Raw genomic sequence first — 23,918 nt, 5'->3', positions numbered from 1 at the left:
ACTATGAGCGTTCTGCGATATGATTATGCTACTCGCGAAATATCCCTTCTGTAATATCAAAATCGATTCTCATCAAGCATAGTCTTTCCTGAACAACCCAAATAAAACCTTAACACTAATGAAAAGAGTAACCATTTTACTACTAATGTTTTCAATGGCTTTTATTGCCCATGCTCAACAAGACTTGCCTAAATTTCCACAAGTTACAGTCGAAGACCTGATTAAAAAAGTTTATCCCAAAGACTCTTCCGCTGAGGCTTATATCATGACCAATTACGGAAATGGCTGGGTGTATCAAAATTCAGAAGGTGGATATGAAATCGCCTATCAACATTTTATAAGAATTAAAATCTTGAAAAAAAGTGCTTTTGAGCGTGCTACTAAGGCTCTCTATCTATATATCGACAGCAATCAGCAGGATATAGAACTTGCACAAGAAATAAAAGGTAGAACGTATAATTTCAATAATGATGTCATCGAAATCGATGAGCTTCAAGCAAAGGATATTTTTAAAACCAAATACAATAAATCCTTCGATAAAGTGAGTTTTACCTTGCCCAAAGTAAAAGAAGGCTCGATTATAGAATATTCCTATGTGATACGCTCTCCTTTTCCTTTCAAACCCAAAGATTGGGATTTTCAAACAGATATTCCTTGCGAGCGTAGTGAATATACTTTTGGAAGTCCTACTAATTTTGCCTACCGAATGCTGATGCAATATTGTGAAGGAAAACTTTCTGAGGAAAAATGTAATACCTCTGATGATTTTAGATCTTGTAGATGGGTAATGGTCGATATTCCAGCCATGAAGGAGGAAAAGTATGTTGCTAATTTGGATGATTATACTCGTAAACTCCACTTTGAGTTGGCCGAATATGTGGTAAGAGGAATGGATACAGCCAAAAAACTATCCATGGATTGGCCTGACTTTGATAAACAATTACTTATGGATGATGATTTTGGTGGCAGAATTGGTAAAATATCCGCTTTTGACGCCACTGCTCAAAGTCTAAAAAGCCAGAAAACGGATACTCTTGAACTCGCCAAAGAAGTGTACAAATACGTTCAAAGTAATTTTACTTGGGATGGTAATAAGCGTTTGTTTACCCAAAGTTCGCTCAAAGAAGTATTTAATCGTAAAACGGGTTCAAGCTCAGAGCTAAATTTATTACTTATTTCATTACTCCGCCAAGTTGGAATAGCCGCCAAACCTGTAGTAATTAGCACTCGTGACCATGGTCGAATTTGGAAAGATTACCCCATGATTTCAAGATTTAACTATACCTTGGCGCAGGTAAATATCAGTGGACAAAATGTACTGTTGGATGTTACCGACAAAAATCTTCAATGGGGGCTATTGCCAGAGTATTGTATGGTTGGCGAAGGACGCTTGTTGATTTATAACAGGTCTCAATGGATACCTATTCAAACTCCAGAGAAAAGTGGTACGAAAATTAATATGGAATTTACCTTTAGCGCAAACGAACCTGAGCTGGAAAGCCAAATTTTATACACAGGAGTGGGGTATCAAGCCATTGATTATCGTTCGCAATACAATACTTTAGGAAAAGAAAAATTCATCGAAAAACTCCGCAATGATTTTTCGAGTATCGACAAACCTAAGATAGAATTAGAGGGCTTTATTAATGCTGATGCTGGTAGTCAACCTGTGATTATGATAACTGGTAAAAATACAGAAGGGTATAATAAAGTTAATGGAAAAATATACCTTAAAACAATCCCTTACGAAGGAACAACTGAGCATCCTTTTCCTAATGCCGACCGTTCATTCCCTGTTGATTTTACCTATCCAACTGAAGAAGTTATTACTTGCAAATACATTATTCCTGAAGGGTATAGCATTGCAGAACTTCCCAAAGGAATCCGTGTAGCTTTGCCCCAAGATGGAGGGAGATTCTATTTCTCGGTAACACAAGACCCCACAGGAAAAGAGGTAAATATTACAAGCCAGATCCTACTCAAAAAGTCTATTTATAGTGCCGATAAATATCAGGCTCTTCGTACGCTCTACGACCATGTGGTAACTAGACATAACCAAATGATTGTTCTTCAAAAAAAATAATACGATGATGTTTACTACACGATTATTAATTGCTTTACTATGGACTTGCTTGGTGATTCCTCTTTCTGCCCAAACGGTGGTGTGGAATGTGCAAGGGATTCCTGAAAAACTAAAAGAAAATGCACACGCCGTTATTCGTACTGACGAAAATCTATTGATTGTCAAGAATGAGGGGGCTTTGACTCGAAAAAAACACATTGTCATGACGATCCTCGACGAAGACGGCTTGAAATATGGACATCTCTATATTGATTACAACAAATTATCAAAAGTGACCGATCTCGAAGGGGTACTTTACGATGCTGCTGGCAATAAACTCCGTAAGCTCAAAAAAGAAGAGATAAACGATATTGGCAATGTGACCGCCTCTAATTTATTTGATGATTATCGCTATAAATCGGTGCAGTTTGGCTATGCTAACTTTCCATTTACAGTGGAGTTTACTTATGAAGTTTCTGATAAAAAAACAGCATTTTATGAGCGTTGGTTTCCTGGCGAAGATGCCGAAGATGTATCTGTTCAGACAAGTACTCTACGTATTGAGATGCCCGCCAATATGCCTTTGCGCTATAAAGAACTCAATAACGTAGCACCTGTCGAAAAATCTCAAAATGGTACAAATACCGTTTATACATGGAAAGTTAGTGATATTCCAATCAAAGCTTCTGAGCCTTACGCCCCAGCATGGTCACAGCGTGGTCCTGGTGTATGGACAGCCCCAGCTACTTTTGAAATGGATGGCTATAAAGGCGATTTTTCTACTTGGCAAAAAGTAGGAGAGTTTGATAACTTACTCAATAAAGGAAGAGAAACGTTGCCGTCTAATGTGATTTCTGAAATACAAACATTGGTCAAAAGCGAAACTTCACAAGAGGCAAAAGTAAAAAAGGTGTACGAATACCTTCAGCAGCATACTCGCTATATCAGTATTCAGTTGGGTATTGGAGGACTTCAGCCTTTCGAAGCAGCCGTGGTGGCCGACAAAGGTTATGGAGACTGTAAAGCTTTAAGTTTTTTTACAAAAGCATTATTAAAAACAGTTGGAATTGAGTCTCACTATGCGTCGATAAAAGCAGGAGAAGCTACCGCAGATATTCTGACAGACTTCCCTGCACAACAGTTCAACCACGTGATTTTGTGTGTACCTATGCCCAAAGATACCATTTGGCTCGAATGTACTTCTCAGACGAATCCTTTTGGGTATTTATCCAATTTTACTGCCAACCGTCATACTCTTTTGGCTACGCCTAGTGGAGGCGTATTGGTCAAAACGCCTGCTTTGTCTGCAAAAGACAATCAAGTTAGCCGAAAAGTCAAGATGGAATTAGGTGCTGATGGTTCAGCAAAGGCAAAAATTGATGCTAATTTCAAAGGTATTTTCTATGACGATGTCGTTGGTTTAATTCATGAAAATAATCAAGAAAAGACAACGACCTCTCTTTTAAAGAGCTTTTATTTGGGAAATGCACAGTTGAGTAAAATTGCATTACAAGAAAATAGAGATAAAATTCCAAGTGTTCAAATTGCTTTTGATGCGGATTTGAAGAAGTTAACCTCCCCAAGCGGATCAAGATTATTTGTGACCCCATCCATTTTTTACAAAGAAGATGGTGTACCATCATCAGGCTCCGAGCCTCGCACGATGGATGTTGAGTTATTTAATAATATTTCCTATAATGATGAGATTGAAATTCAACTGCCAACTTATCAGGCTGTGGAGGCGTTGCCAACCGATGTAAGCTTCATGTCAAAATTTGGAACCTTCCAAGTAAAGTACCAATTACAAGGTACTAAGTTGTTGCTGACTCGTAAGTTTACTCGTAATAATGGCAAATACAAAGCCAGCGATTTTCAAGAATTGATAGATTTTTATAAAAAAATCTCAAAAGCTGACCGAGCACAAATGGTTTTGAAGTTGTAAAAGCCCTTTAATAATCTCTTAAAGACCAACTCCGTAAGTTTTTCAAGAACTTACGGAGTTTTTGTTTTAATCAAGCAAGTACAAAAAGCGTAAAACTTGTAACTTTGCGCTCTCAAATACAAATACGGAAAAACAACAACTCATAATATCATTACTCAAGTGCCAAAACACTTTCCTAATACTTGAGTAAGTACTCTAACGGTACAAGATTGCACTAGCAAGGTATTATCTAATTTTATACACAATGAAAATTTCACTTAATTGGCTTAAACAGTTCATCGAAATTAATGAATCTCCCGAAGAGCTAGACCAAATGTTAACTGGTACTGGTTTGGAGGTAGAGGGCATCGAGCGTCACGATTCTATCCCAGGTGGGTTACAAGGCTTTGTTGTTGGCGAAGTACTTACTTGCGAACGATTTATGGTGAAAGAAAAACAGTTGAGCCTTACAACCGTAGATGTTGGTCAAGATACACCCTCTCAAATCGTTTGTGGGGCGGCCAACGTTGACGCTGGTCAAAAAGTGATTGTAGCAACAGTTGGAACAACTCTTTACGATAAAGAAGGTAAACCAGTATTTACTATTTCGAGCAAGAAAACCTACGGGCATTTGTCTGAAGGGATGATTTGTGCTGAAGACGAAATCGGTATTGGTTCTTCGCATGATGGTATTTTGGTATTGGATACAGATTTGCCAAATGGTACGCCTGCCACCAAATACTTCAACCTTGAAGCAGATTATATGATCGAAATCGGTTTGACACCAAACCGTGCCGATGCTGCATCGCACTGGGGCGTAGCTCGTGATATTAAAGCTGCTACTGGTCGCGAAATTACCTTGCCATCTGTTGAGGCTTTCAAAGTAGATAATACTAATTTCCCTATCGAGCTTGTTGTAGAAGATGCACAGGCTTGTCCACGTTTCTGTGGAGTAACTATCGATGGCGTTTCGGTAAAACCTTCACCAGAATGGTTGCAAAATGCGTTGATTACCATCGGTTTGCGTCCTATCAATAACATCGTTGATATTACCAATTTTATTTGTCATGGTTTGGGACAACCCATGCACGCTTATGATTGGAGTGCCATCAAAGGTCAAAAAGTAGTGGTAAAAACTTTACCAGCAGGGACTAAGTTTACCACACTTGATGAAGTTGAGCGTACTTTAGGCGAAACAGATTTGATGGTTTGTAATGCTGAGGAGCCAATGGGTATTGCGGGTGTGTTTGGTGGTGCTACTTCGGGTATCAAAGACGAAACAACTCGTGTATATTTGGAGGTAGCCTATTTTGATCCTGCTTCTGTTCGTAAAACAGCACAACGTCATGGATTAAAAACAGATGCTTCTTTCCGTTTTGAGCGTGGTACTGATCCAAATGCTAAATTATATGCTTTGAAATACGCAGCCTTGCTGATTCAAGAAATAGCGGGCGGTGTGATTGCTTCTGAAGTAAGTGATTTTTATCCAACTCCAATCCAAGATTTTGTGATACCTGTTACTTATCGCAATATCGACCGATTGATTGGTAAACAATTAGGAAAAGACCTTATTAAGTCTATTTTGGTATCTTTGGATATTCAGATTACAGAAGAAACTGAAGCGGGCTTTACGGCGATTGTTCCACCATACCGTGTAGACGTAACACGTGAGGCCGATATTATCGAAGAGATTTTACGTGTGTACGGTTTCAACAATATTGAACTTTCAGAAAATTTAGGAACAGACTATCTTTCTGATTTCCCTGCAAAAGACCGTGACAAATTGCAATGGAAAATTGCTACTAGCCTAGCTGGAAGTGGTTTCTCTGAAATCATCACTAACTCTTTAACAAAACCTTCGTACGCAGCTTTGATTCAGAGCGATTTACAAGGTGAAAACGTTGAAATTCTCAATAAGCTTTCTGAAGATTTGGCGGTAATGCGTCAATCAATGGTTTTCTCGGGTTTGGAAGTATTGGCTCACAATATCAACCGTCGCCAGAAGGATTTGAGATTGTTTGATTTTGGAAAGACTTATCATAAAGTAAATGACAAATACGTTGAAAAACGTCATTTGGCGATTTACTTAACGGGTAATATTTCGGCAGAAACTTGGCAGGCAAAATCTGAAAAGATTTCTTTCCACACTTTAGCGAATGTTGTGAGTAAATTGTTGAAAAGCTTAGGATTTAAAGATTTCCAAACAAAACCAATCGAAGGTTCTGCTACTTTTGAATATGGTTTGAGCTATGTTATCAACAAAAAAGAATGTGTAAGCCTAGGTTTAGTAAAAGCAAAATTGGCGAAGGCTGCCGATGTAAAACAGTCGGTATTCTATGCTGATTTGGACTGGGATTATTTGTTCAAACAATACAAAGAAAACGTGGTATTTACTGAATTGTCTAAATTCCCAGAAGTTCGTCGTGACCTTTCGTTGGTATTGGACAAAGAAGTTACTTTTGACCAAATCCAGAAATTGGCAAAGCAGTATGAGAAGAACTTATTGCGCCAAATCAACGTATTTGATGTATATCAAGGCGAAAACTTGGGTGAGGGTAAAAAGTCTTACTCGGTAAGCTTTATTTTACAAGACAACGAACAAACGTTGACAGATAAAGTAATCGACAAAACAATGGAGCGTTTAATGGCTGGATTCGAGAAAGAAATCGGAGCAGTAATTAGAAAATAAATTAGCTGTAGGCTATAGGCATTCAGCAAAAATACTTCTTATGAATTAATAGAAGGTTTCCTGCTTAATGCTTATAGCCCAAAGCTCGATACAATAAAAAAAGCTGAGAAGACGAATCTTCTCAGCTTTTTTTATTTTAGTTCATTTTATCAGTAAATGAAATTATTTAGTGCTGTTTCTGACAACAGATATACCAGTAATAAATAACCTTTTACTGCTGAACAGAACTATTGTAAGGCAGTACTTTTTTGGATGAGTTCTTCTATTTCTAATAAAAGTTTTTTGCCAAATCCCGACCATGAGTTCATGGTACCGTTCTGGAAAAGTTCAACCAACTGGTCAAAACTCACAACATTGTGGTCTTGGAGGAAGCGCTTTAAGTTTTTACTGGCACTAAGCGTTTCTAAAAAATTTCCTGCGTTTAGTTTTTGCTCCTCGTACTCTTTAATAATCCTGAGTGCATTTAGATATTCAGAATGAGAAATTGTAGTCATTGCTGTTAATCAATAGTTTTTGTGTTACACCTAAAAAGTTGTACCGTGTGCTAGTTATAGATTCCAGTGTGCTAATATACGACATTTTATGGCACAACTTATGGAACAATTATTTTATCTTTCGAATATAGCACTTTTCCGGTACTATCCACAAAGCTTGTGGTAATCAAATTATCCTTGATTTTGACTGAAGTAAAAGCTGGAGTATTGGTGCCAAAAAGCAAATAAGGATGTTCTTTTCTTACGATATCATTGGCATACGCAGCTCCGCCACTCACCAACAGTTCCGTATCTAGGTCTGGAGCCTTTAGATATTGGCTATTATGGCTATGGCTTGAAATATATAACTGTACTTTGTATTTACTCAAAAGAGGTTTGATAATACTAATAACTTCTGCTTGGTCGCCTCTACCTGTTCCAGCAGAATACATAGGGTGGTGTCCTACCACAATTTTGATTTTTTCTTTACTAATACTCAAAGTACTATCCAACCATTTTAATTGCCTTTGAGTATCCTGCGACAAAATATCAGAGTGCATGAAAGCATTAGTTCGGTGCTCGTTAATGAATGGAGTCGTGTCAATAATCACAAAACGTACATTATTGTTATTCGCCATTTCACGTACAAAAGTATAATATCTATTAGGCAAAATCCATCGCTTATTGATTTTAGCATAATCCAATTGCGCAGTAGGGTTGCCCATATAATCATGATTACCAAGGGTGATATACCAATTTTTTAAAATATTAGACCCGCTATATACTTGTTCAAAGGATTGTTTCCAATGTGCATCGTTGACATCGGCTACACCATTTTCATAAAAATTATCTCCTGTCGAAAAAATAAAGTCAATAGGGGCTAACTTGGCCGATTTGTCCATTTGCTTCGCAATGGGTGTTTGGGCATATTGTCCCATACGTCCCCAGTCTCCGACTATATAAAACGATGTTTCTTTGGGTAAATCCACAGTAACTTCTTGTTTACAACTCCAGTAAATTCCGATAGCAAGAATAAAGATTAATAAGGTAAATTTTCTCATGTTGAATTTTCTTATTGGCGAATTTTATTTGAATGTAAAATTCGTTGCATTTTACAAAAAAAAGAAACTTAGATGCCTGAAAAACAATAAAAACTATTCAACGGAAAGGGAGAGAGGGAACAGGCACAGAGGCACAAAGGGGTTTTCGGTAGAAACGCAATGCTTGCGTCTGGAGGAAACAGGCACAAAGGCACATAGGGGCAAAGGGGGGGGGCGGTAGAGGCGCAATGTTTGCGTCTAATGGTAGAGAGATTTTTTCACACTTTGTGACTTTGTGCCTCTTTGCCTTTGTGCCTATACTGCAACTTTGCCCCTAAAAATCAATAAAACATCTCCATAGGGTCATCAACTACTCTTAATTGTTCATCAAAACCATCAATCATTAGCATATCTTCAGAAGAAATAGCAAAATCAAAGACATCAAAATTCTCCTTCAAACGTTTGAGATTGGATGATTTCGGAATAGTAGAAACCCCATGTTGGAGTGCCCAACGTAAAATGATTTGGGCGGGACTTTTATCATATTTTTCAGCCAAAGCAACAAGTCTTGGGTCATTCATCTTTTGCCCACGAACTAATGGCGTGTAGGCCTGCAACTGAATACCTTTTACTTGACATTCGGTTAATAAATCTTCCAGAAAAAGATAAGGACTAAATTCCACTTGATTGACCGCAGGGACGATATTAGCGTATTCTGAAAGCTCCTCTAGGAAAGGAGAAAGATAATTTGCCACACCAACTGAGCGAACCATCCCTTCTTGATATAGATGCTCAAGAGCCAGCCATGTTTCCTTTCGTGTTGCCTTGATAGGCCAATGCACCAAATATAAATCGATATAGTCTATCGAGAGTTTCTTGAGACTTTGGTCAAAAGCTCTTAAGGTCTTGTCATAACCTTGGTCGTTGTTGTGAACTTTGGTTGTCACAAACAATTCACTTCTAGCTATATTACTTCTTCGTATGGCATTGCCGATTTCTAGCTCATTTTCATACATCGAAGCCGTATCTATTAATCGATAACCCGTTTCTATTGCCCACTCTACGGCTTGTTCAGCTTCTTGGTTGTACATATCATACACGCCAAGCCCCAGCAAAGGCATAGTTTGTCCTGTATTTAAAGTTGTATATAACTGCATGGTTGTATGTTAATTATGATTTAGAGAATGAGTGATTTTATTAAATATTCAGTCAATAAATTATTCAAAATCACTCAATCTGAATTCATTCAATTACTCAATAACTCTCAAGTCCGAGTAATTTTTTTCCTAAATCTGATAACACGGCTGTTTCGTAGCGGTCTCTTTCAAAGTTTCTTGGGTCGCCAGGAAATGCGTATCCTTCAGGAGCGATACGGTTTTTCCATGAGTTGATTCTCCAATTTTTCAAAGCCTCATTATCTTCCTCGGCTGGCATCATCGAAATATATTGAGCAATTCGTACTTTATCTTCACTTTTATTTGGACGAATACCATGTGGCTGTGTACTATTGAAAATAAGCAAATCGCCAGCTTCTAGTTTTACTTTTACAAAATGCTCTTCGAGACCAGTGGTGTCTGGTTTAAATCTGTCTCTATCTTCTGGTTGAGTCAATTTCCAAGTGTCATAAGTACGATAAAGCTCTGGAATACATTGAAAGCCACCCATATTTTCATCTGTTTGGTCTGCTAATGCCAAAACTCCTTGTACATTTTGAGGGCGAGTTTCTGGGTCATAATCCCAGTGAATAAAACCCTTGAAAATATGATTGGGACGCATCGGAAAGTTGAGATTGGCTCTATCAATCGTCACCCACAATTTTTCAGTACCCCAAACGTCCACAAAGGCGTCATACACGCGTTGCGCCTGACGATTTTCCCATAACAACTGATGGTTATAAACCTCGACCATGCCACTACCCACTAGTTCCTTCATCTGCATTTCGGCTCTTGGTGCCGAATACCACGTGTCGGAATTATTAGGATCTTTTTCCTCAAACTCCCACAGAAAGGCTGCGGTTTTAGCTGCTTGCTCACGTGAGATAGCATTTTTGATGACGACATACCCATTATGAATCCAAAATTGCCAATCTTCTTCGCTCAATACACGTAAGGGTTTACCATTGCTACGATCGTTCAAACCGATTTTGCTACTTGTCGCAGTAGAAGGATTGCCTGGAATATCTCTATGATTTTGATTGGCCATCATTGTCGGAGCCATTGTTGGAGTCATTTGCATGGTCTTGTTAGTTTAGTAATATCTGTTATTGAAATTGTTATACAAATTTAACCTGTTGCAATAGTCAAAATCTTGGCTAATAATTGCCATTTTTTGAACAATTTTGATTTTTTTATAAATAATGATTTGTAATTGGATAAATAAAGTTCAAAATTTGACAAATTCGTAGCAAGTTAACAAGCCAGTTGAGTGTGCTTAAACGGTATTTTGAAGATTTTGTCTTAAAACCCATTAGGAGTGAATTATGAAACTCATTCTAGAAGAATTTTCGCCAGACTCTAATAGCTCATTTCGGATTATGCAAAATCCAAGATTGAGTCAGATTTTTTATTGGCATTTTCACCCCGAAATCGAGCTGGTCTATATCGAAGGCACAGATGGAACTCGGCATGTGGGCGAACATATATCACGTTATCGTTACAATGATTTGGTGCTGATTGGCTCCAATATTCCGCATCTCAATTTTGATTACATGGTCAAGACGGAGGATTATGAGAAAGTAGTTTTGCAATTGAGTCCGTCATTTTTGGGAAATGGACTTAGCAAAACACCTGAACTCAAAGGAATAGCCGAGCTGTTTGAGCGTTCACAATACGGTATTGCTTTCGGCGAAAATGTGAAGTTAGCATTGGCCGAAAGAATGAAAAATATTCGTACAATACCGCCATTTGAGCAGTTTTTGGAAGTACTCAGTATTTTTCAGTTACTCGCCAACACGACTGAATACGAACTTTTACATGAGAAGCCTGTCGAAAATCAGTACAACAAAAAAGACCAAGAGCGTATCAAACGCCTGTATCAGTTTATTGATGAAAACTATCAGCGTAAAATAGAATTGAGCGAAGTCGCCGAAATGACCAATCTTTCAGAAGCGGCTTTTTGCCGTTATTTTAAGAGAATGACACGACTGACTTTTATCGAATTTTTAAATCATTATCGGGTCAATCAAGCCAAAAATTTATTGCTTTTAGATAAAAATGTGACAGAAACCTGCTTCGATTGCGGTTTTGAAAGTATGTCTTATTTTAACAGAACTTTCAAAAAGCTGACTGGAGTCAACCCTTTGGCATTTAAAAAGCATTATTTTTGAAACTTTAGTAATGAAAAAGCATGGTTAACCAATAAAATATAATGACTCCTTTTATCAGTTTAGAAAATACAGCTCTCAGAAAATTTGAAAAAATTGTCGTTCGCAACCTTACTTGGCAAATAGAAGACCAACAACATTGGGCTATTGTTGGAGAAAATGGTTCGGGTAAAACCACTTTGTTAGAAGCTTTGGCAGGTAAAATTCCATTTGTGGGAGGGAAAGTTAAATTCCATTTCTTGGAAGAAGGACAATTGCTGAAAGATAAAATCGAGTTGGTATCAAGAGATTATTCAGGAAATCGTATCCTGAATTCTGCCGCACAATATTACCAGCAGCGTTTCAACGTGTATGATGCCGAAAACTCGCCAACAGTTCGTGAGTTTTTGACAGACCAAATGAAACCTATTGGTACAATCGATGAAAAATCGGTTCAATTACCACCTTCACCATATACCGAGGAAGAGCTATTGAATGCCGCCAGAGTATTACGCATCGAACATCTGCTTGAACGTAAATTAATGACTCTTTCGAACGGCGAAACTCGTCGTACTTTGCTGACGCGTTCGTTTCTCAAACGTCCCAAAGTAATGTTGTTAGATACCCCATTTGTGGGTTTAGATATTGCTTCCAGAACGATATTACATGAAGCCATCAATGCTATATCGCAACATGGCACCCATATTATTTTGGTAACTACACCCGACGAAATACCGACTTGTATTACGAATGTTTTTGAATTGAAAAAAAGCATAGAGGCAGGAGCCACACAGGAAGTAAAGTTAGATCATGCTTTGCTAGAAGAACTTTTGGCATCGAGTACAAGTCAAGATACCTTCGAATACGCTGTCCGTATGCGTAACGTAAACGTAAGTTATGGAAGTAAAAAAGTATTAAATACGCTCAATTGGGAAGTAAAACGTGGTGAAAAATGGGCTGTATTAGGACCAAATGGTTCTGGAAAATCTACGCTTCTAAGTCTCATCAATGCCGATAATCCACAAAGTTATGCTAACGATTTTGACCTTTTCGACCGTAAAAGAGGCTCGGGAGAGTCGATTTGGGATATTAAAGGCAAGATAGGCTTTGTGTCGCCCGAATTGCATTTGTTTTTTACCAAAAGAACAGAGGTTTTCAAAGCTGTAGCCTCAGGTTTGTACAATACCAATGGACTGTATCAGTCATTAAAGCCTGGACAGCAAGAGCTAGCCGAAAAATATCTACGCTTGTTGGGAATTGAGCATTTATCGCAAAAGCGTTTTTCTGAAATTTCAACAGGCGAACAGCGTATGGTATTGCTGGCAAGAGCTTTGATTAAAAACCCTCCTTTATTGGTATTAGATGAGCCTTGTCAAGGGCTTGACCAACAGCATATTCGTTATTTTAGAGATTTGGTAGATGAAATTTGTGTCAAATTGAATAAAACATTGCTTTACGTAACGCATTATGAAGGGGAGATACCAGCCTGTGTTTCAAAGGTGTTAAAAATGACTGAAGGTAATGCTGAAATCTTAGATAGATAGTATCTGGCAGTCGGCTAGGAGCAGTCATCTTTTAGCCGACTATCATAAAATTCTTATCTTTTATTTTTTTAGTTAAAATAAATAATTAATTTAGTAACTGGTTACGTAACTGATTACATAAAAATGGATATTATTAAAGAATTAGGCCCTTTGGCGATTGCGAGTAGGATGAAACGTCTTGCCGAATTGGTTTTTAAGCAGGCCATTAATGTGTACCGTGTACACGGCATCGATTTTGAACCCAAATGGTTTCCTCTTTTTTACTTGTTGTCTCAAAAAGAATCTATCGGTGTGATGGAAGCCTCAGAGTATCTAAATATTTCGCATCCTGCGGTGATTCAATTTGTAAAAGAATTAGAGAAAAAAGGCTGGGTTATGTCCGAAAAGTCGCCTGAAGATGCTCGTAAACGTATTTTGAAACTGACAGAAAAAGGCTGGGCATTTTTACCCCAGTTACAAGAAATTTGGGACAACATCAAAACGGTTAATCAACAATTGATTAGCAAAGAAGCACATGATTTAATGCGTTCTGTGGAGGCATTCGAGCAGTATTTTTTGAAAGATGGTTTTTATATAGATTACTATCAAAAATATATTGATGAAAAATCAAAGTAGCTCATAGTAATAACTTTTGAGAAACAGAAAAGAAAGTTCTTTTAAAGCCCAAAACTGACGCCCGAAAGCTATAACCCAATTACATAAACTTCAATATTAATACAATGCAAATTTCTATTTATCAAGTAGATGCGTTTTCTTCTCAAGTTTTTGGAGGAAATCCAGCGGCAGTTTGCCCGCTAGAATCATGGCTGACAGATGATCTAATGCAAAAAATTGCATTGGAAAACAATCTGGCTGAAACTGCCTTTTTTGTACAAGAAACAGACACTCGTTTTCATATTCGCTGGTTTACCCCAACGGTAGAAGTGGATTTGTGTGGTCATGCTACTTTGGCAACTGCGCATGTATTGTTTACTGAATTAGGTTATAAGCATGAGGTTATCGAGTTTTTTTCAAGAAGTGGCATCTTAACGGTTCAGAAACAAGATGATTTATTAGAATTAAATTTTCCTGTAGACGAAATCAAGGAGGTAGAGCCATTGCCAGCTTTGAATGAATGTTTGGGCGTAAATATCCTTCATACCTATCGTGGCAAATCGGATTATATGGTCGTGCTCGAAAATGAAACATTGGTCTTGGAACTTCGTCCAGATTTGCGAAAAATGGCTACTATCGAAGCCAGAGGAATTATTGCAACTGCCAAAGGTAGTAAGGTAGATTTTGTGTCACGTTTCTTCGGACCACAATCAGGGATTGACGAAGATCCCGTTACTGGTTCGGCACATACGACTTTGACACCCTATTGGGCTCAACAACTCGGCAAGACAGCGCTAACCGCATGGCAAATATCACCTCGCAAAGGAGAGTTATGGTGCAAACTTGAAGGCGATAGAGTCAAAATTGCAGGAAAGGCTGTATTATATCTTAAGGGTCAAATCTTTGTGTAGGCTTTAAGCTCTCGGCTATAGGCATTAGGCAAAAGAGCTTAAGTTATTTCATGAGAAATTCATTTCAACTTTTAGCCTACAGCATAAAGCCTAGAGCTTAAAGCGGGTAAAATTATTTTAATTTTGCCCACTAAGTTAATTTGAAAGTACTAATCTGGTGATGAGTGCAATCCAATAACTGATATACCAATAACTGATAACTTTTTTATCAACCATTTGCCAAAAGCCTATGGCTCTAGGCGTATAGCATGATAGATTTATGTCAAAGGAATCAATACAAATCGAATCATACCAACCTCAGTACAAAGAGGATTTTAAGACTTTGAATTTAGAATGGATTCAAAAGTATTTTAAAGTAGAACCACATGATGTGGAGCAACTGGAAAATCCCGAAAAATATATTTTGGAAAGTGGAGGTCAGATTTTCTTTGCCCTTTTTCAAAATCAAGTAGTAGGAACAGTTGCCTTAGTCAAAAATAGTGATACCGATTATGAAATGGCTAAAATGGCTGTAAACCCTCAATATCAAGGTATCGGAGCAGGAAAGGTTCTATGTGCGCATACGATTCAGGCGGCAAAAGATTTAGGTGCAACAGTTCTATGGTTAGTTTCCTCGACTCAACTTACACCAGCTTTAACCATGTATCGTAAATTAGGCTTCGTCGAAGTTCCAATTGGTGAAACCGAATATTCTCGTGCTGATATTAAAATGGAGATAGTATTTTAGAAAATCTCAAACAGATATTTCTGTTTGAGTAAAAGCGCCGTAGGTGCGACAGACTTCAATATCATTGGCTTTCTGTCGCACCTACGGCGCTCTTTTTAACGATTCTAGTTTACCTGATAAACAGACTTTTCTCTATGGGATTAGGTTTGACTATGCACCTATTGACAAATGAATAAACTTAGGAAACCCTTCTTTTCAAGAAATGGTTGTATTTTTAAAGTACTCAAAGAAAAATAGACCAAGAGTATGACTCAAAATACCTCATCAGTTTTATACGCCGTAGTGGTTGGCACTTTTCAACAAATCGAAATAGGAGCTTTTGAAAAAGCTTTTATCAACCAATTACAAAATCAATATCCTGAAGTGATTCTTGTAATAGCTTCAGCGCCTATTCCTTCTAGCAAAAATCATCCTTTGGATATAGAAACCAGAAAGTTGATGTTGGAAAAGGAATTTCCAAAGGCTAAGATTATATCCTTCAAAAAGCAAATATCTGCACAAGCAACTTCACAAGCATTGGAAAATGCTATTATTAAGGTGGTTGGTGAAAATAAAGATTGTCAGTTATTTGTCTTCAAAGAAAGTAATAACCTCACTCATTATGAACTTACTTATCCTATCGAATGGGTTGATTTGCCCGAATATGCACCGTACATCATCAGCGATGCTGACCGTTCGCAAGAAGCCTATCGAGTAGGCGTATTTCAAACCGTTCGAGCGCAATATCCAAAAGTATTTCCTACTGTCGATGTAGCTATCGTGTCTGGCGATAAAGTTTTACTTGGCAGAAAACCCCAACAAGCACTTTTTAGATTTATCGGAGGGTTTATCGACCCCGAAGATGATTGTTTCGAAGATGCAGCCATCCGAGAAGCCGAGGAAGAAACGGGTTTGAAATTAACCAAAGCTCGATACATTGGTACTGCCAAAATAGACGATTGGCGATACAGAGAAGAGGTTGACAAAATTATCACTAGCTTTTTTGTAGCCGAATACGAAGGAGGAACTCCCACAGCGCAAGACGATATTGAGGAGTTAAAATGGTTCGATATTGCTTCTCTGACTGAGCAAGACTTTGTAGAAGAGCACCGTGTGATTTTTAGATTGTGGGAAAAAAAGGGATTTTAAGGATTGGGGATGTCGGATATTTGATTTCGGATTCTTTAGAGCTTGTTGCCCAAAGCCCCGAATAAATATTTTTCTTGATAAGTTCTTTACTACATCAAGAATTCTATCTTTGTTTTTTAATAAAAACTTAACGTAAGCTAAATTAACCTAACTTAAGAAATTGGGAAATGGCTTGATAGCCTTTAGTTTACTGCTATAAATATAGCTTTTCGAAGCTCAAACCGAGTTGATATGCAAAATAATATCCTCCTACTCACCGACAGCTACAAGCTGAGTCATTACAAACAATATCCTTCTGGAACCAGTCATATCTACAGTTATTTCGAGAGTCGCGGAGGAAAATTCGAGCAAGTTACCTTTTTTGGATTGCAGTATTTGCTCAAGGAATATTTGGCAGGAGAAGTCGTTACGCAAGCTAAGATAGACCAAGCTGCTAAACTTTATGCCGCACATTTTGGCTCAGAAACGCTATTTAACCGTGAAGGCTGGGAATATATTCTCGAAAAATATCAAGGTAGACTTCCAATAAGAATCAAGGCCGTTGCTGAAGGGGCAGTTATTCCGACTCATCATGTACTAATGACCGTTGAAAATACCGATCCTAAATGCTATTGGTTAAGCAATTTTCTAGAAACCCTATTGGTACAACTATGGTATCCATGTACAGTTGCTACCACTAGTAAGGCTGTTCGTTCATTGATTTTATCTTATTTAGAAAAAACAGGTGACCCAAGCCTTATTGATTTCAAACTTCATGATTTTGGTTTTAGAGGAGTCTCTAGTGTCGAAAGTGCAGGTGTAGGAGGAGCTGCGCATTTGGTAAACTTCATGGGTACGGATACCGTTATGGCATTGACATTTATCCAAGAGTACTATCAGCCAGATAGTATGTTTGGTTTCAGTATTCCTGCTGCCGAACACAGCACGATTACGAGTTGGAAACAAGAAGGCGAGCTAGATGCCTATCGCAATATGCTTGACCAATATCCAGAAGGGTTAGTAGCTGTTGTGAGCGATAGCTACGACGTGTATCATGCTTGCGAAAAACTGTGGGGAGAGGCCTTAAAAGAAAAGATTTTAGCTAGAAATGGTACTTTAGTAGTTCGTCCAGATAGTGGCGTTCCAAAAGATGTAGTGTTGAAAGTAACTGAAATTTTAGGCGAGAAAATAGGATATACCATTAATGAAAAAGGATATAAAGTATTAGTGCCTCAAATCAGAGTAATCCAAGGCGATGGAGTCAACTATGAAAGTATTGGCGAAATCCTTGAAAATCTTGCCACAAATGGTTGGAGTGCAGATAATATTACCTTTGGTATGGGTGGGGCTCTTTTGCAAAAAGTACATAGAGATACCCAAAAATTTGCCTTCAAATGTAGTTGCGCTACCGTCGACGGACAAGACCGTTTGGTATTTAAAGACCCCATTACCGACCACGGTAAAAAGAGTAAAAAAGGACGTTTGAAACTCATTTTCAAAGACAACGAATATCATACAGTTAACCTCGACGAAGAAGGGGAGGATTTACTCGTAACAGTTTTTGAAAATGGTGAAATCTTGAAAGATTACACTTTTGACGAAGTGAAGGGGAATAGTTTATAAAAAAACATCTTAAATATGAAGGTTATAGATAAGCTTGCTTGGATAGAGTTACAGAATCAATCTATCCTTTCCACAAAAAGTTATGGGAAGGATAAGTTCTATATCCCAGGTGGAAAAAGAGAGGTTGGAGAAACAGATGAGCAAGCGTTACTTCGAGAAATTGAAGAGGAATTGAGTGTAAAGCTTGACGCAGAAACGTTGCATTACATTGGTACTTTTGAAGCACAAGCGCATGGACATCCTGAAGGAGTTATGGTAAAAATGACTTGTTATGGAGGAAAATATGTTGGTGACTTGAAAGCAAGCGCAGAGATAGAAGAGATTCAATGGCTCAAATACACAGACCAAGACAAAATTGCAGAAGTTGACAAGTTGATTTTTGACTATTTAAAACAAAAAGGTTTGTTAGATTAAACTCTTTTTCAAAAATATAAAAACACCCCTCCTGATTCGCTCAAAGGCATTAGGAAGGGTGTTTTGCATTAGCGAAAATCTATTTCAAAATCGTTTCGATTTTTTCTAACTCTTCTGCTGAAAAGTTGGTGTTTTTAAGGCATTCCAACGAATCTAATAACTGAGCTGGTCGGCTAGCACCTACTAATACTGACGTTACTCTAGGGTCTTTCAAAATCCATGAGAGAGCCATTTGAGCTAAACTTTGTCCGCGCTCTTGAGCCAAGGTATTTAATTGCTGTATTTGCTCTAGTTTTTCAGGAGTAATTATCGCCGTTTTCAAGAAACCATGAGGCTTGGCAGCTCTGGAATCTTCTGGTACACCTTGAAGATATTTGTTGGTCAATAAACCCTGTGCCAATGGCGAGAAAGGGATACAGCCAATACCTTCTTTTTCCAGAGTATCCAATAATCCTCCTTCTACCCAACGTTCAAACATCGAGTATTTGGGCTGGTGAATAACACAAGGCGTACCCAACTGCTTGAGAATAGCGCTTGCTTGAGCCGTTTCTTCAGCTTTATAATTAGAGATTCCCACATATAACGCTTTTCCTTGACGAACAATCAAGTCTAATGCCGCCATGGTTTCTTCTAAGGGCGTATTTGGGTCAGGGCGATGGTGATAGAAAATATCTACGTATTCCAAACCCATACGCTTGAGGCTTTGATCAAGACTCGCAACAAGATACTTTTTCGAACCCCAATCGCCATAAGGTCCAGGCCACATGGTATATCCTGCTTTGGTCGAAATGATTAATTCGTCACGATAGGGCAAAAAATCTTTTTTGAGAATTGTTCCAAAATTTTCCTCTGCCGAGCCTGAAGGAGGCCCGTAATTATTGGCAAGGTCAAAATGCGTTACACCTTGGTCAAAAGCCGTATGAAGTATCGCACGGTAGTTTTCGAAGGTATCTACCCCTCCGAAATTATGCCATAAGCCCAACGAAAGTGCTGGAAGTTGTAGTCCACTACGTCCACAACGACGATATGTCATGCCATTGTAGCGTGTAGGATTAGCAAGGTAAGTCATTTATGAAAAATAGAGTTTAGCTGTAAATCATTATAAATTATGCTTCTTGAGGGTATTTTAAGCCCACTTGAGCACGAATTTCATCCATAAGTTCCATTAATTCTAAACTAAACTGTAAAGGAAGTTTATCGTTTTCGATACGTCCCTCAGCCAAACAACGTTGTACATCGATAGCTTCATAGCTATAGCCCCAACCATTACGTTCAGTTGAAATCTCTTTTGGTTCTTCGCCTTCGATAGTCAGTGTAAAACCAAATGTTTCATGGAAACGACCGTGAATATAGATTTTACCTTTGGTGCCATAAATGGTACAAGTTGTATCTGTTTGAGCTGCTAATGTAGAGAACAATGATGCTGTTGCACCACTAGGAAACGCAAGAGCAATAGACATGTTCATATCTACACCTGTAGGTGCCATTACAGCCACAGCTTTTATCTGTGAAGGAATACCAAGCAATAGTTTGCTAATAAACAAGGGATAAATACCAATATCCATCAACGAACCACCTGTCAGCTCAGGGTTAAATAAACGGCTTTCTGGGTCATAATTTGCCAAGAAGCCAAAGTCTGCAACGATATGTTTGATTTCTCCGATGGTGCCATTTTCAATAATCTCTTTGATTTGATTAATAGCAGGGTGAAAACGAGTCCAGATAGCTTCCATCAAGAATACTTGTTTTTCTTGAGATTTAGCAATCATACTTTTCACCATTGGGCTATTGATAGCAAATGCTTTTTCGCATAATACTGGCACTCCAGCTTCGAGGCACATTAAGGTATTTTCACAATGTTGTGCATGAGGTGTTGCAATATAAATTACATCGACAAGACCGCTGTTGGCTAGTTCTTCATAACTTCCAAACGTGTTGGGACAATTGTAAGGATTGGCAAATTCCTGTGCTTTTTCGAGATTACGAGATGCCACTGCATTAAGTACTGCATTGGGAACGTTCATAAGGTCATCAGCAAATTTTTGAGCGATTTTTCCACAGCCAATAATTCCCCAACGAGTAGGGGAGGTCGAGATTGTATTTTCCACGGGAGTAGGTAATTTGTTAAATTGAGGATAGACAGTTTGAGGAGTGATAATATTACAGAACCACTCAAAATACTTGCTTAAAGATAGGGACAAAGAAGGGAACAGACAAGCTACTTTTGCTAACAGTGATAGAAGAGATTTATCCTATTTAGTAATTTGCAATTGAGTGGAAGAATGAGTGTTATGTATATTTTATCTGTAGATAAATATTATTTTACGTCTAAAGCGATTATGTTCTTAAATAGATCATCAAAAAAAGGCGTTCGAAAAACTTATTTCGAACGCCTTTTTTATCCTAAAATTCAAGGTGATGCCTTAGAGATGTTTTGGTTATCTACTGTTGGATTTCGGAAGTTTAGCTTACTTTTTGACTGATATTTTGCAAAAAATTAAGGAATAAACTCTTGTTTCCAAAATCAGAAGTCCCAAATCCACAATAGCTTGAAAACATTGGCTTTTGTATAAAAAGTTATAGCTTTTTCATTACTTCAATTAAGCGTTCTACTTGCTCGATATTAACTGCCGCAAAGTTTGCAATACGAAGTTGCGTAGCTTTAAAATCTCCATAACCAGAGCCAATAACCATATTATCAGAAGTTTTGACAGCATCGATAATCTCAGCAGCAGGTTTCCCAACAGTATTTACTACTACTACTGTTTGCGAACGGTGTTCAGGGTTTTGCACAAAAATATCGAGGTAATCACACTTCGTAGCAAAATCATAAAGCATTTTGGCTTTGCGTTCTGTTTCTTTGCGAATCGTTTCGATACCGATTTTGTTCATGTCTTCGGCTACTTTTCCTAACACATAAATACCCATTACGTTTGGAGTTTCAGGTGTTTCGAATTTTTCGAAGTTTTTCCACAAAGATTGTAAAGTATGATAAGTACCAATAATACCATCGTTTTTCTTCAATGCTTTGGCTTTATCAAGCATGCTTGAGTTGGCAATCCAGCATCCCAAACCAGCAGGCATACCAAATGATTTTTGTACAGAGAAAAATGCTGTATCTATCAACTCAAAATCTAAATCAGGATAGGGAGCCGACGATACCATATCTACGGCAACGAACTTATCTTTATTCCCACGTTTGAGTTTGTGAATCTCAGCAGGGCGCATTTGTACACCCGAAGACGTTTCGTTGGCAGTGGTACAAATTAATTCTGAATATTGTGGTACTTCGATTTCGGCATAGTCAAAACCCTCACCAAAGGGTTTTTCGTATTTATGAGCAAATTTGCCTAGCTCGCCCGAGAAGTCGTAAAATTTCTTTGAAAAAGAGCCATTTACCAAGTGAAAACTTTCAAACTCTACGGTGTTTTGGATGATTCTCTCCCAAATTTCTGTTGCAGAGCCAGTAAAGAAAATACCCGACGATTCGGGAACATTCATCAGCATGCGAAGCTGCTCCACCGTATGCTGATAAATCTTGCGAAATTGAGCAGAACGGTGCGAAATAGACCCTAATTGAAGGTCAAACGCATCGCGGTAGTGTTGTTCAACAGTTGGAAAAAGTTCGGCTGGTCCTGGGGTAAAGTATGTTTTACGCATGAATCAATAGTTCTTTAATCTTGTTCAATAAATTTTTAACATCAATAAACTGTTCTTTCAAACGATGAATATCTAATTGCTCTAAAAGTATGTGTGAGTTTCCTAACTTTTTGTACTTTAACGGAATTAACTTCCCTTTTTTTTCTTGTTGAAAGTTTTCTTTTAATAAAGCGTCTAAAACTTTATCAGGAAATAAAATAGTATCTGGAGCAATATCTTTAATATAACGATTCTCAGCAACAGGCTTTTTCCCTACTTTGTATTGCTCAAATGCCTTTTCAATTGTCTCTGGTTGTGATAATATCCAACTTTCCATTGCTTGTACCATAAAGAATATAAATTCCCGATATTCCTTAATAGAATCAATACTTTCCTCTCCTCTTTGGAACACGTCAAAATCAATTAAAGCTAACGTTTGAGGTGAAAGTGGTTGTTTCTTAAAATCTATAACGGCTTTATAAGAACCACGCATCTCTACTTTTAAACTAATATTATCCTTTTCATCTAAGCCAGCACTTAAAAGTTTGTACAAACTCTCCCGTAACTTTGTACTATTTTCATAGGTATCGGCACTGTCATTACTGTTAGGATGAAGCCCACCTTCAACTAAAAGACTAACTTCTACCATCTTTTACCTCCAATTTGACCTCTTAACCACATTTGTCCTACTAAAAAGTTTCCTTCAGACGAAGGAAATTCATCTTCCGATATTGTCTTAACAATACTTTGGTTAATCTTATCTTTTTCAAATATCATTAAATCTTCTAAAATAAAATCATTTAGTAACAAAGGCGAATGCGTAGCAATAATCATTTGCGTACCATTTTGAGCAGCATACTTAATTCCTCTGGCAATACCATAAATCATATCAGGATGCAAACCTGTTTCTGGTTCGTCAATACATACTACGCTTCCTCTTTTAGGATTATAGAAAATAGATAATAGCAGTAAATAACGTAATGTTCCATCAGAAATATGCTCAATAGAAATAGTTTTATCTAAGTTCTTTTCTTTTAATGAGAGTAAGCTTTTTCCTGCAACTGGTGTAGTAAAAACAAGTTCTCTGAAATTTGGATTAACATTTTTAAACTCCTCTATTATTTTATCATAAGCTCTAACAGAAGTACTATTCAAAGAGCTTAATAATGAAGTAAGGTTTTTCCCATCAGGAAAAAGTTTATCCTCAGAAAAATAAGACGAAAGTCTTCTGATTGGACTTTCAAAAGTTGTATCAAAGTAACTATATAAGTCTATCTGCTCAATAGCTTTTTTTAAAGTATAAATTGGGAAATACCTATCAGGGTCATTAATCTGTTTAAAAACGGACTCGTTAGACTTCAATAACTCTAACCTTTTTATTTTTGATTCTTTAGCTCCTTTTTCTGAAATTAATCCATTATTTCCCTTTTCAACTTTTAAATAAGTAAATGGAGAAGAGACCCCTTTTTTTGTACTTTCATTATAAATCCACTCTGAAAGAGAATAGCCTGCTTCACCCTTTTTGTGAATTTTTACTTGGTAAATAGGGTTTGCATGGAATAAAAAATATCCTTGAAAATTCTTTTTTAGGAAATCTTTATCAAATTCATAAGTTATGGCTATTTCATCTACATCAGGATTGATGAAATTCATTACACTACTAAAGCCACCCCATTTTTCAGAAAATAGTTTTTCAAAGTCTCCTAAGGCTATTTCACAAAGCAACCGTATCGCCTTAATGAAATTTGATTTTCCTGTTCCGTTAATTCCTACCAGAACATTGGTATCAGCATTCAATTCGATGGTTTGTTCATTGCCAAAGCTGAAGAAATTTTGAATCGTTATTTTTTTTATCATGCTTTTTAAATGGGGA

Annotated in this window: 20 protein-coding genes; 11 read left to right on the top strand and 9 right to left on the bottom strand. The window is 37.6% G+C overall.

Features of this window, described 5'->3' with window-relative positions:
- Positions 1-118 precede the first annotated feature (118 nt).
- The 3 genes from QM491_RS11280 to pheT all read left to right on the top strand — a co-directional run bounded on the left by QM491_RS11280 (position 119) and on the right by pheT (position 6,672).
- On the top strand, positions 119-2,083 hold the full coding sequence (locus QM491_RS11280) for a DUF3858 domain-containing protein (RefSeq protein ID WP_283327595.1): 1,965 nt from the start codon (positions 119-121) through the stop codon (positions 2,081-2,083).
- A gap of 4 nt (positions 2,084-2,087) precedes the next feature.
- On the top strand, positions 2,088-4,004 hold the full coding sequence (locus tag QM491_RS11275; protein ID WP_283327594.1) for a DUF3857 domain-containing protein: 1,917 nt from the start codon (positions 2,088-2,090) through the stop codon (positions 4,002-4,004).
- A 244-nt stretch (positions 4,005-4,248) separates the two neighbouring features.
- A complete protein-coding gene (pheT, locus tag QM491_RS11270; RefSeq protein WP_283327593.1) occupies positions 4,249-6,672 on the top strand; it encodes a phenylalanine--tRNA ligase subunit beta in 2,424 nt (807 codons plus the stop codon).
- Positions 6,673-6,899: 227 nt separating this feature from the next.
- On the opposite strand, the gene QM491_RS11265 is transcribed toward pheT, so the two are convergent.
- The 4 genes from QM491_RS11265 to QM491_RS11250 all read right to left on the bottom strand — a co-directional run bounded on the left by QM491_RS11265 (position 6,900) and on the right by QM491_RS11250 (position 10,420).
- Positions 6,900-7,166, bottom strand: a complete 267-nt coding sequence (locus tag QM491_RS11265; RefSeq protein WP_283327592.1) for a hypothetical protein — start codon at positions 7,164-7,166, stop codon at positions 6,900-6,902.
- Positions 7,167-7,264: 98 nt separating this feature from the next.
- The gene (locus tag QM491_RS11260) at positions 7,265-8,206 is read right to left on the bottom strand and encodes a metallophosphoesterase (RefSeq protein ID WP_283327591.1); all 942 of its coding nucleotides are present in this window, start codon (positions 8,204-8,206) and stop codon (positions 7,265-7,267) included.
- Between the two features lie 320 nt (positions 8,207-8,526).
- Positions 8,527-9,342, bottom strand: a complete 816-nt coding sequence (locus tag QM491_RS11255) for an aldo/keto reductase (protein ID WP_283327590.1) — start codon at positions 9,340-9,342, stop codon at positions 8,527-8,529.
- Positions 9,343-9,439: 97 nt separating this feature from the next.
- The gene (locus tag QM491_RS11250; protein ID WP_283327589.1) at positions 9,440-10,420 is read right to left on the bottom strand and encodes a phytanoyl-CoA dioxygenase family protein; all 981 of its coding nucleotides are present in this window, start codon (positions 10,418-10,420) and stop codon (positions 9,440-9,442) included.
- 244 nt (positions 10,421-10,664) lie between these two features.
- On the opposite strand from QM491_RS11250, the gene QM491_RS11245 reads away from it, so the two are divergent.
- From QM491_RS11245 to QM491_RS11210, 8 genes are all read left to right on the top strand, one after another.
- Positions 10,665-11,510, top strand: coding sequence for an AraC family transcriptional regulator (locus tag QM491_RS11245; protein WP_283327588.1), 846 nt, complete (start codon positions 10,665-10,667; stop codon positions 11,508-11,510).
- A 41-nt stretch (positions 11,511-11,551) separates the two neighbouring features.
- Positions 11,552-13,030, top strand: a complete 1,479-nt coding sequence (locus QM491_RS11240; protein WP_283327587.1) for an ATP-binding cassette domain-containing protein — start codon at positions 11,552-11,554, stop codon at positions 13,028-13,030.
- Between the two features lie 123 nt (positions 13,031-13,153).
- The gene (locus tag QM491_RS11235) at positions 13,154-13,645 is read left to right on the top strand and encodes a MarR family winged helix-turn-helix transcriptional regulator (protein WP_166579506.1); all 492 of its coding nucleotides are present in this window, start codon (positions 13,154-13,156) and stop codon (positions 13,643-13,645) included.
- 104 nt (positions 13,646-13,749) lie between these two features.
- Complete coding sequence (locus QM491_RS11230; protein WP_283327586.1) at positions 13,750-14,535, top strand: PhzF family protein; 786 nt, start codon at positions 13,750-13,752, stop codon at positions 14,533-14,535.
- Between the two features lie 259 nt (positions 14,536-14,794).
- Positions 14,795-15,262 (top strand): GNAT family N-acetyltransferase, encoded by a 468-nt coding sequence (locus tag QM491_RS11225; protein ID WP_283327585.1) that lies wholly within the window; start codon positions 14,795-14,797, stop codon positions 15,260-15,262.
- A gap of 246 nt (positions 15,263-15,508) precedes the next feature.
- Positions 15,509-16,390, top strand: coding sequence for an NUDIX domain-containing protein (locus QM491_RS11220; protein ID WP_283327584.1), 882 nt, complete (start codon positions 15,509-15,511; stop codon positions 16,388-16,390).
- Positions 16,391-16,621: 231 nt separating this feature from the next.
- The gene (locus QM491_RS11215) at positions 16,622-17,992 is read left to right on the top strand and encodes a nicotinate phosphoribosyltransferase (protein ID WP_283327583.1); all 1,371 of its coding nucleotides are present in this window, start codon (positions 16,622-16,624) and stop codon (positions 17,990-17,992) included.
- A 15-nt stretch (positions 17,993-18,007) separates the two neighbouring features.
- Entirely contained in the window at positions 18,008-18,406 is a 399-nt protein-coding gene (locus QM491_RS11210) for an NUDIX hydrolase (protein ID WP_283327582.1), read from the top strand.
- 79 nt (positions 18,407-18,485) lie between these two features.
- On the opposite strand, the gene mgrA is transcribed toward QM491_RS11210, so the two are convergent.
- From mgrA to QM491_RS11185, 5 genes are all read right to left on the bottom strand, one after another.
- On the bottom strand, positions 18,486-19,475 hold the full coding sequence (gene mgrA / locus QM491_RS11205) for an L-glyceraldehyde 3-phosphate reductase (RefSeq protein WP_283327581.1): 990 nt from the start codon (positions 19,473-19,475) through the stop codon (positions 18,486-18,488).
- A 37-nt stretch (positions 19,476-19,512) separates the two neighbouring features.
- Positions 19,513-20,514, bottom strand: a complete 1,002-nt coding sequence (locus QM491_RS11200) for a Gfo/Idh/MocA family protein (RefSeq protein ID WP_283327580.1) — start codon at positions 20,512-20,514, stop codon at positions 19,513-19,515.
- Between the two features lie 469 nt (positions 20,515-20,983).
- Positions 20,984-22,066 (bottom strand): aminotransferase class V-fold PLP-dependent enzyme, encoded by a 1,083-nt coding sequence (locus QM491_RS11195; protein ID WP_283327579.1) that lies wholly within the window; start codon positions 22,064-22,066, stop codon positions 20,984-20,986.
- Positions 22,059-22,694: a DUF4276 family protein gene (locus QM491_RS11190; protein WP_283327578.1), complete on the bottom strand. Its 636-nt coding sequence runs from the start codon at positions 22,692-22,694 to the stop codon at positions 22,059-22,061. The genes QM491_RS11195 and QM491_RS11190 overlap by 8 nt, the downstream gene beginning before the upstream one ends.
- Positions 22,688-23,902, bottom strand: coding sequence for an AAA family ATPase (locus tag QM491_RS11185; RefSeq protein WP_283327577.1), 1,215 nt, complete (start codon positions 23,900-23,902; stop codon positions 22,688-22,690). The genes QM491_RS11190 and QM491_RS11185 overlap by 7 nt, the downstream gene beginning before the upstream one ends.
- Positions 23,903-23,918 lie beyond the last annotated feature (16 nt).

It is taken from the genome of Flectobacillus longus, from assembly GCF_030056705.1.
GTDB lineage: Bacteria > Bacteroidota > Bacteroidia > Cytophagales > Spirosomataceae > Flectobacillus > Flectobacillus longus.
The sequence above is the reverse complement of the archived record's forward strand: the minus strand, read 5'-3'. Positions and strand labels throughout refer to the sequence as shown.

Coding starts and splice junctions, on each gene's coding strand:
- QM491_RS11280 (WP_283327595.1), top strand. CDS start 119: ATGAAAAGAGTAACCATTTTACTACTAATGTTTTCAATGGCTTTTATT.
- QM491_RS11275 (WP_283327594.1), top strand. CDS start 2,088: ATGATGTTTACTACACGATTATTAATTGCTTTACTATGGACTTGCTTG.
- pheT (WP_283327593.1), top strand. CDS start 4,249: ATGAAAATTTCACTTAATTGGCTTAAACAGTTCATCGAAATTAATGAA.
- QM491_RS11265 (WP_283327592.1), bottom strand. CDS start 7,166: ATGACTACAATTTCTCATTCTGAATATCTAAATGCACTCAGGATTATT.
- QM491_RS11260 (WP_283327591.1), bottom strand. CDS start 8,206: ATGAGAAAATTTACCTTATTAATCTTTATTCTTGCTATCGGAATTTAC.
- QM491_RS11255 (WP_283327590.1), bottom strand. CDS start 9,342: ATGCAGTTATATACAACTTTAAATACAGGACAAACTATGCCTTTGCTG.
- QM491_RS11250 (WP_283327589.1), bottom strand. CDS start 10,420: ATGCAAATGACTCCAACAATGGCTCCGACAATGATGGCCAATCAAAAT.
- QM491_RS11245 (WP_283327588.1), top strand. CDS start 10,665: ATGAAACTCATTCTAGAAGAATTTTCGCCAGACTCTAATAGCTCATTT.
- QM491_RS11240 (WP_283327587.1), top strand. CDS start 11,552: ATGACTCCTTTTATCAGTTTAGAAAATACAGCTCTCAGAAAATTTGAA.
- QM491_RS11235 (WP_166579506.1), top strand. CDS start 13,154: ATGGATATTATTAAAGAATTAGGCCCTTTGGCGATTGCGAGTAGGATG.
- QM491_RS11230 (WP_283327586.1), top strand. CDS start 13,750: ATGCAAATTTCTATTTATCAAGTAGATGCGTTTTCTTCTCAAGTTTTT.
- QM491_RS11225 (WP_283327585.1), top strand. CDS start 14,795: ATGTCAAAGGAATCAATACAAATCGAATCATACCAACCTCAGTACAAA.
- QM491_RS11220 (WP_283327584.1), top strand. CDS start 15,509: ATGACTCAAAATACCTCATCAGTTTTATACGCCGTAGTGGTTGGCACT.
- QM491_RS11215 (WP_283327583.1), top strand. CDS start 16,622: ATGCAAAATAATATCCTCCTACTCACCGACAGCTACAAGCTGAGTCAT.
- QM491_RS11210 (WP_283327582.1), top strand. CDS start 18,008: ATGAAGGTTATAGATAAGCTTGCTTGGATAGAGTTACAGAATCAATCT.
- mgrA (WP_283327581.1), bottom strand. CDS start 19,475: ATGACTTACCTTGCTAATCCTACACGCTACAATGGCATGACATATCGT.
- QM491_RS11195 (WP_283327579.1), bottom strand. CDS start 22,066: ATGCGTAAAACATACTTTACCCCAGGACCAGCCGAACTTTTTCCAACT.
- QM491_RS11190 (WP_283327578.1), bottom strand. CDS start 22,694: ATGGTAGAAGTTAGTCTTTTAGTTGAAGGTGGGCTTCATCCTAACAGT.
- QM491_RS11185 (WP_283327577.1), bottom strand. CDS start 23,902: ATGATAAAAAAAATAACGATTCAAAATTTCTTCAGCTTTGGCAATGAA.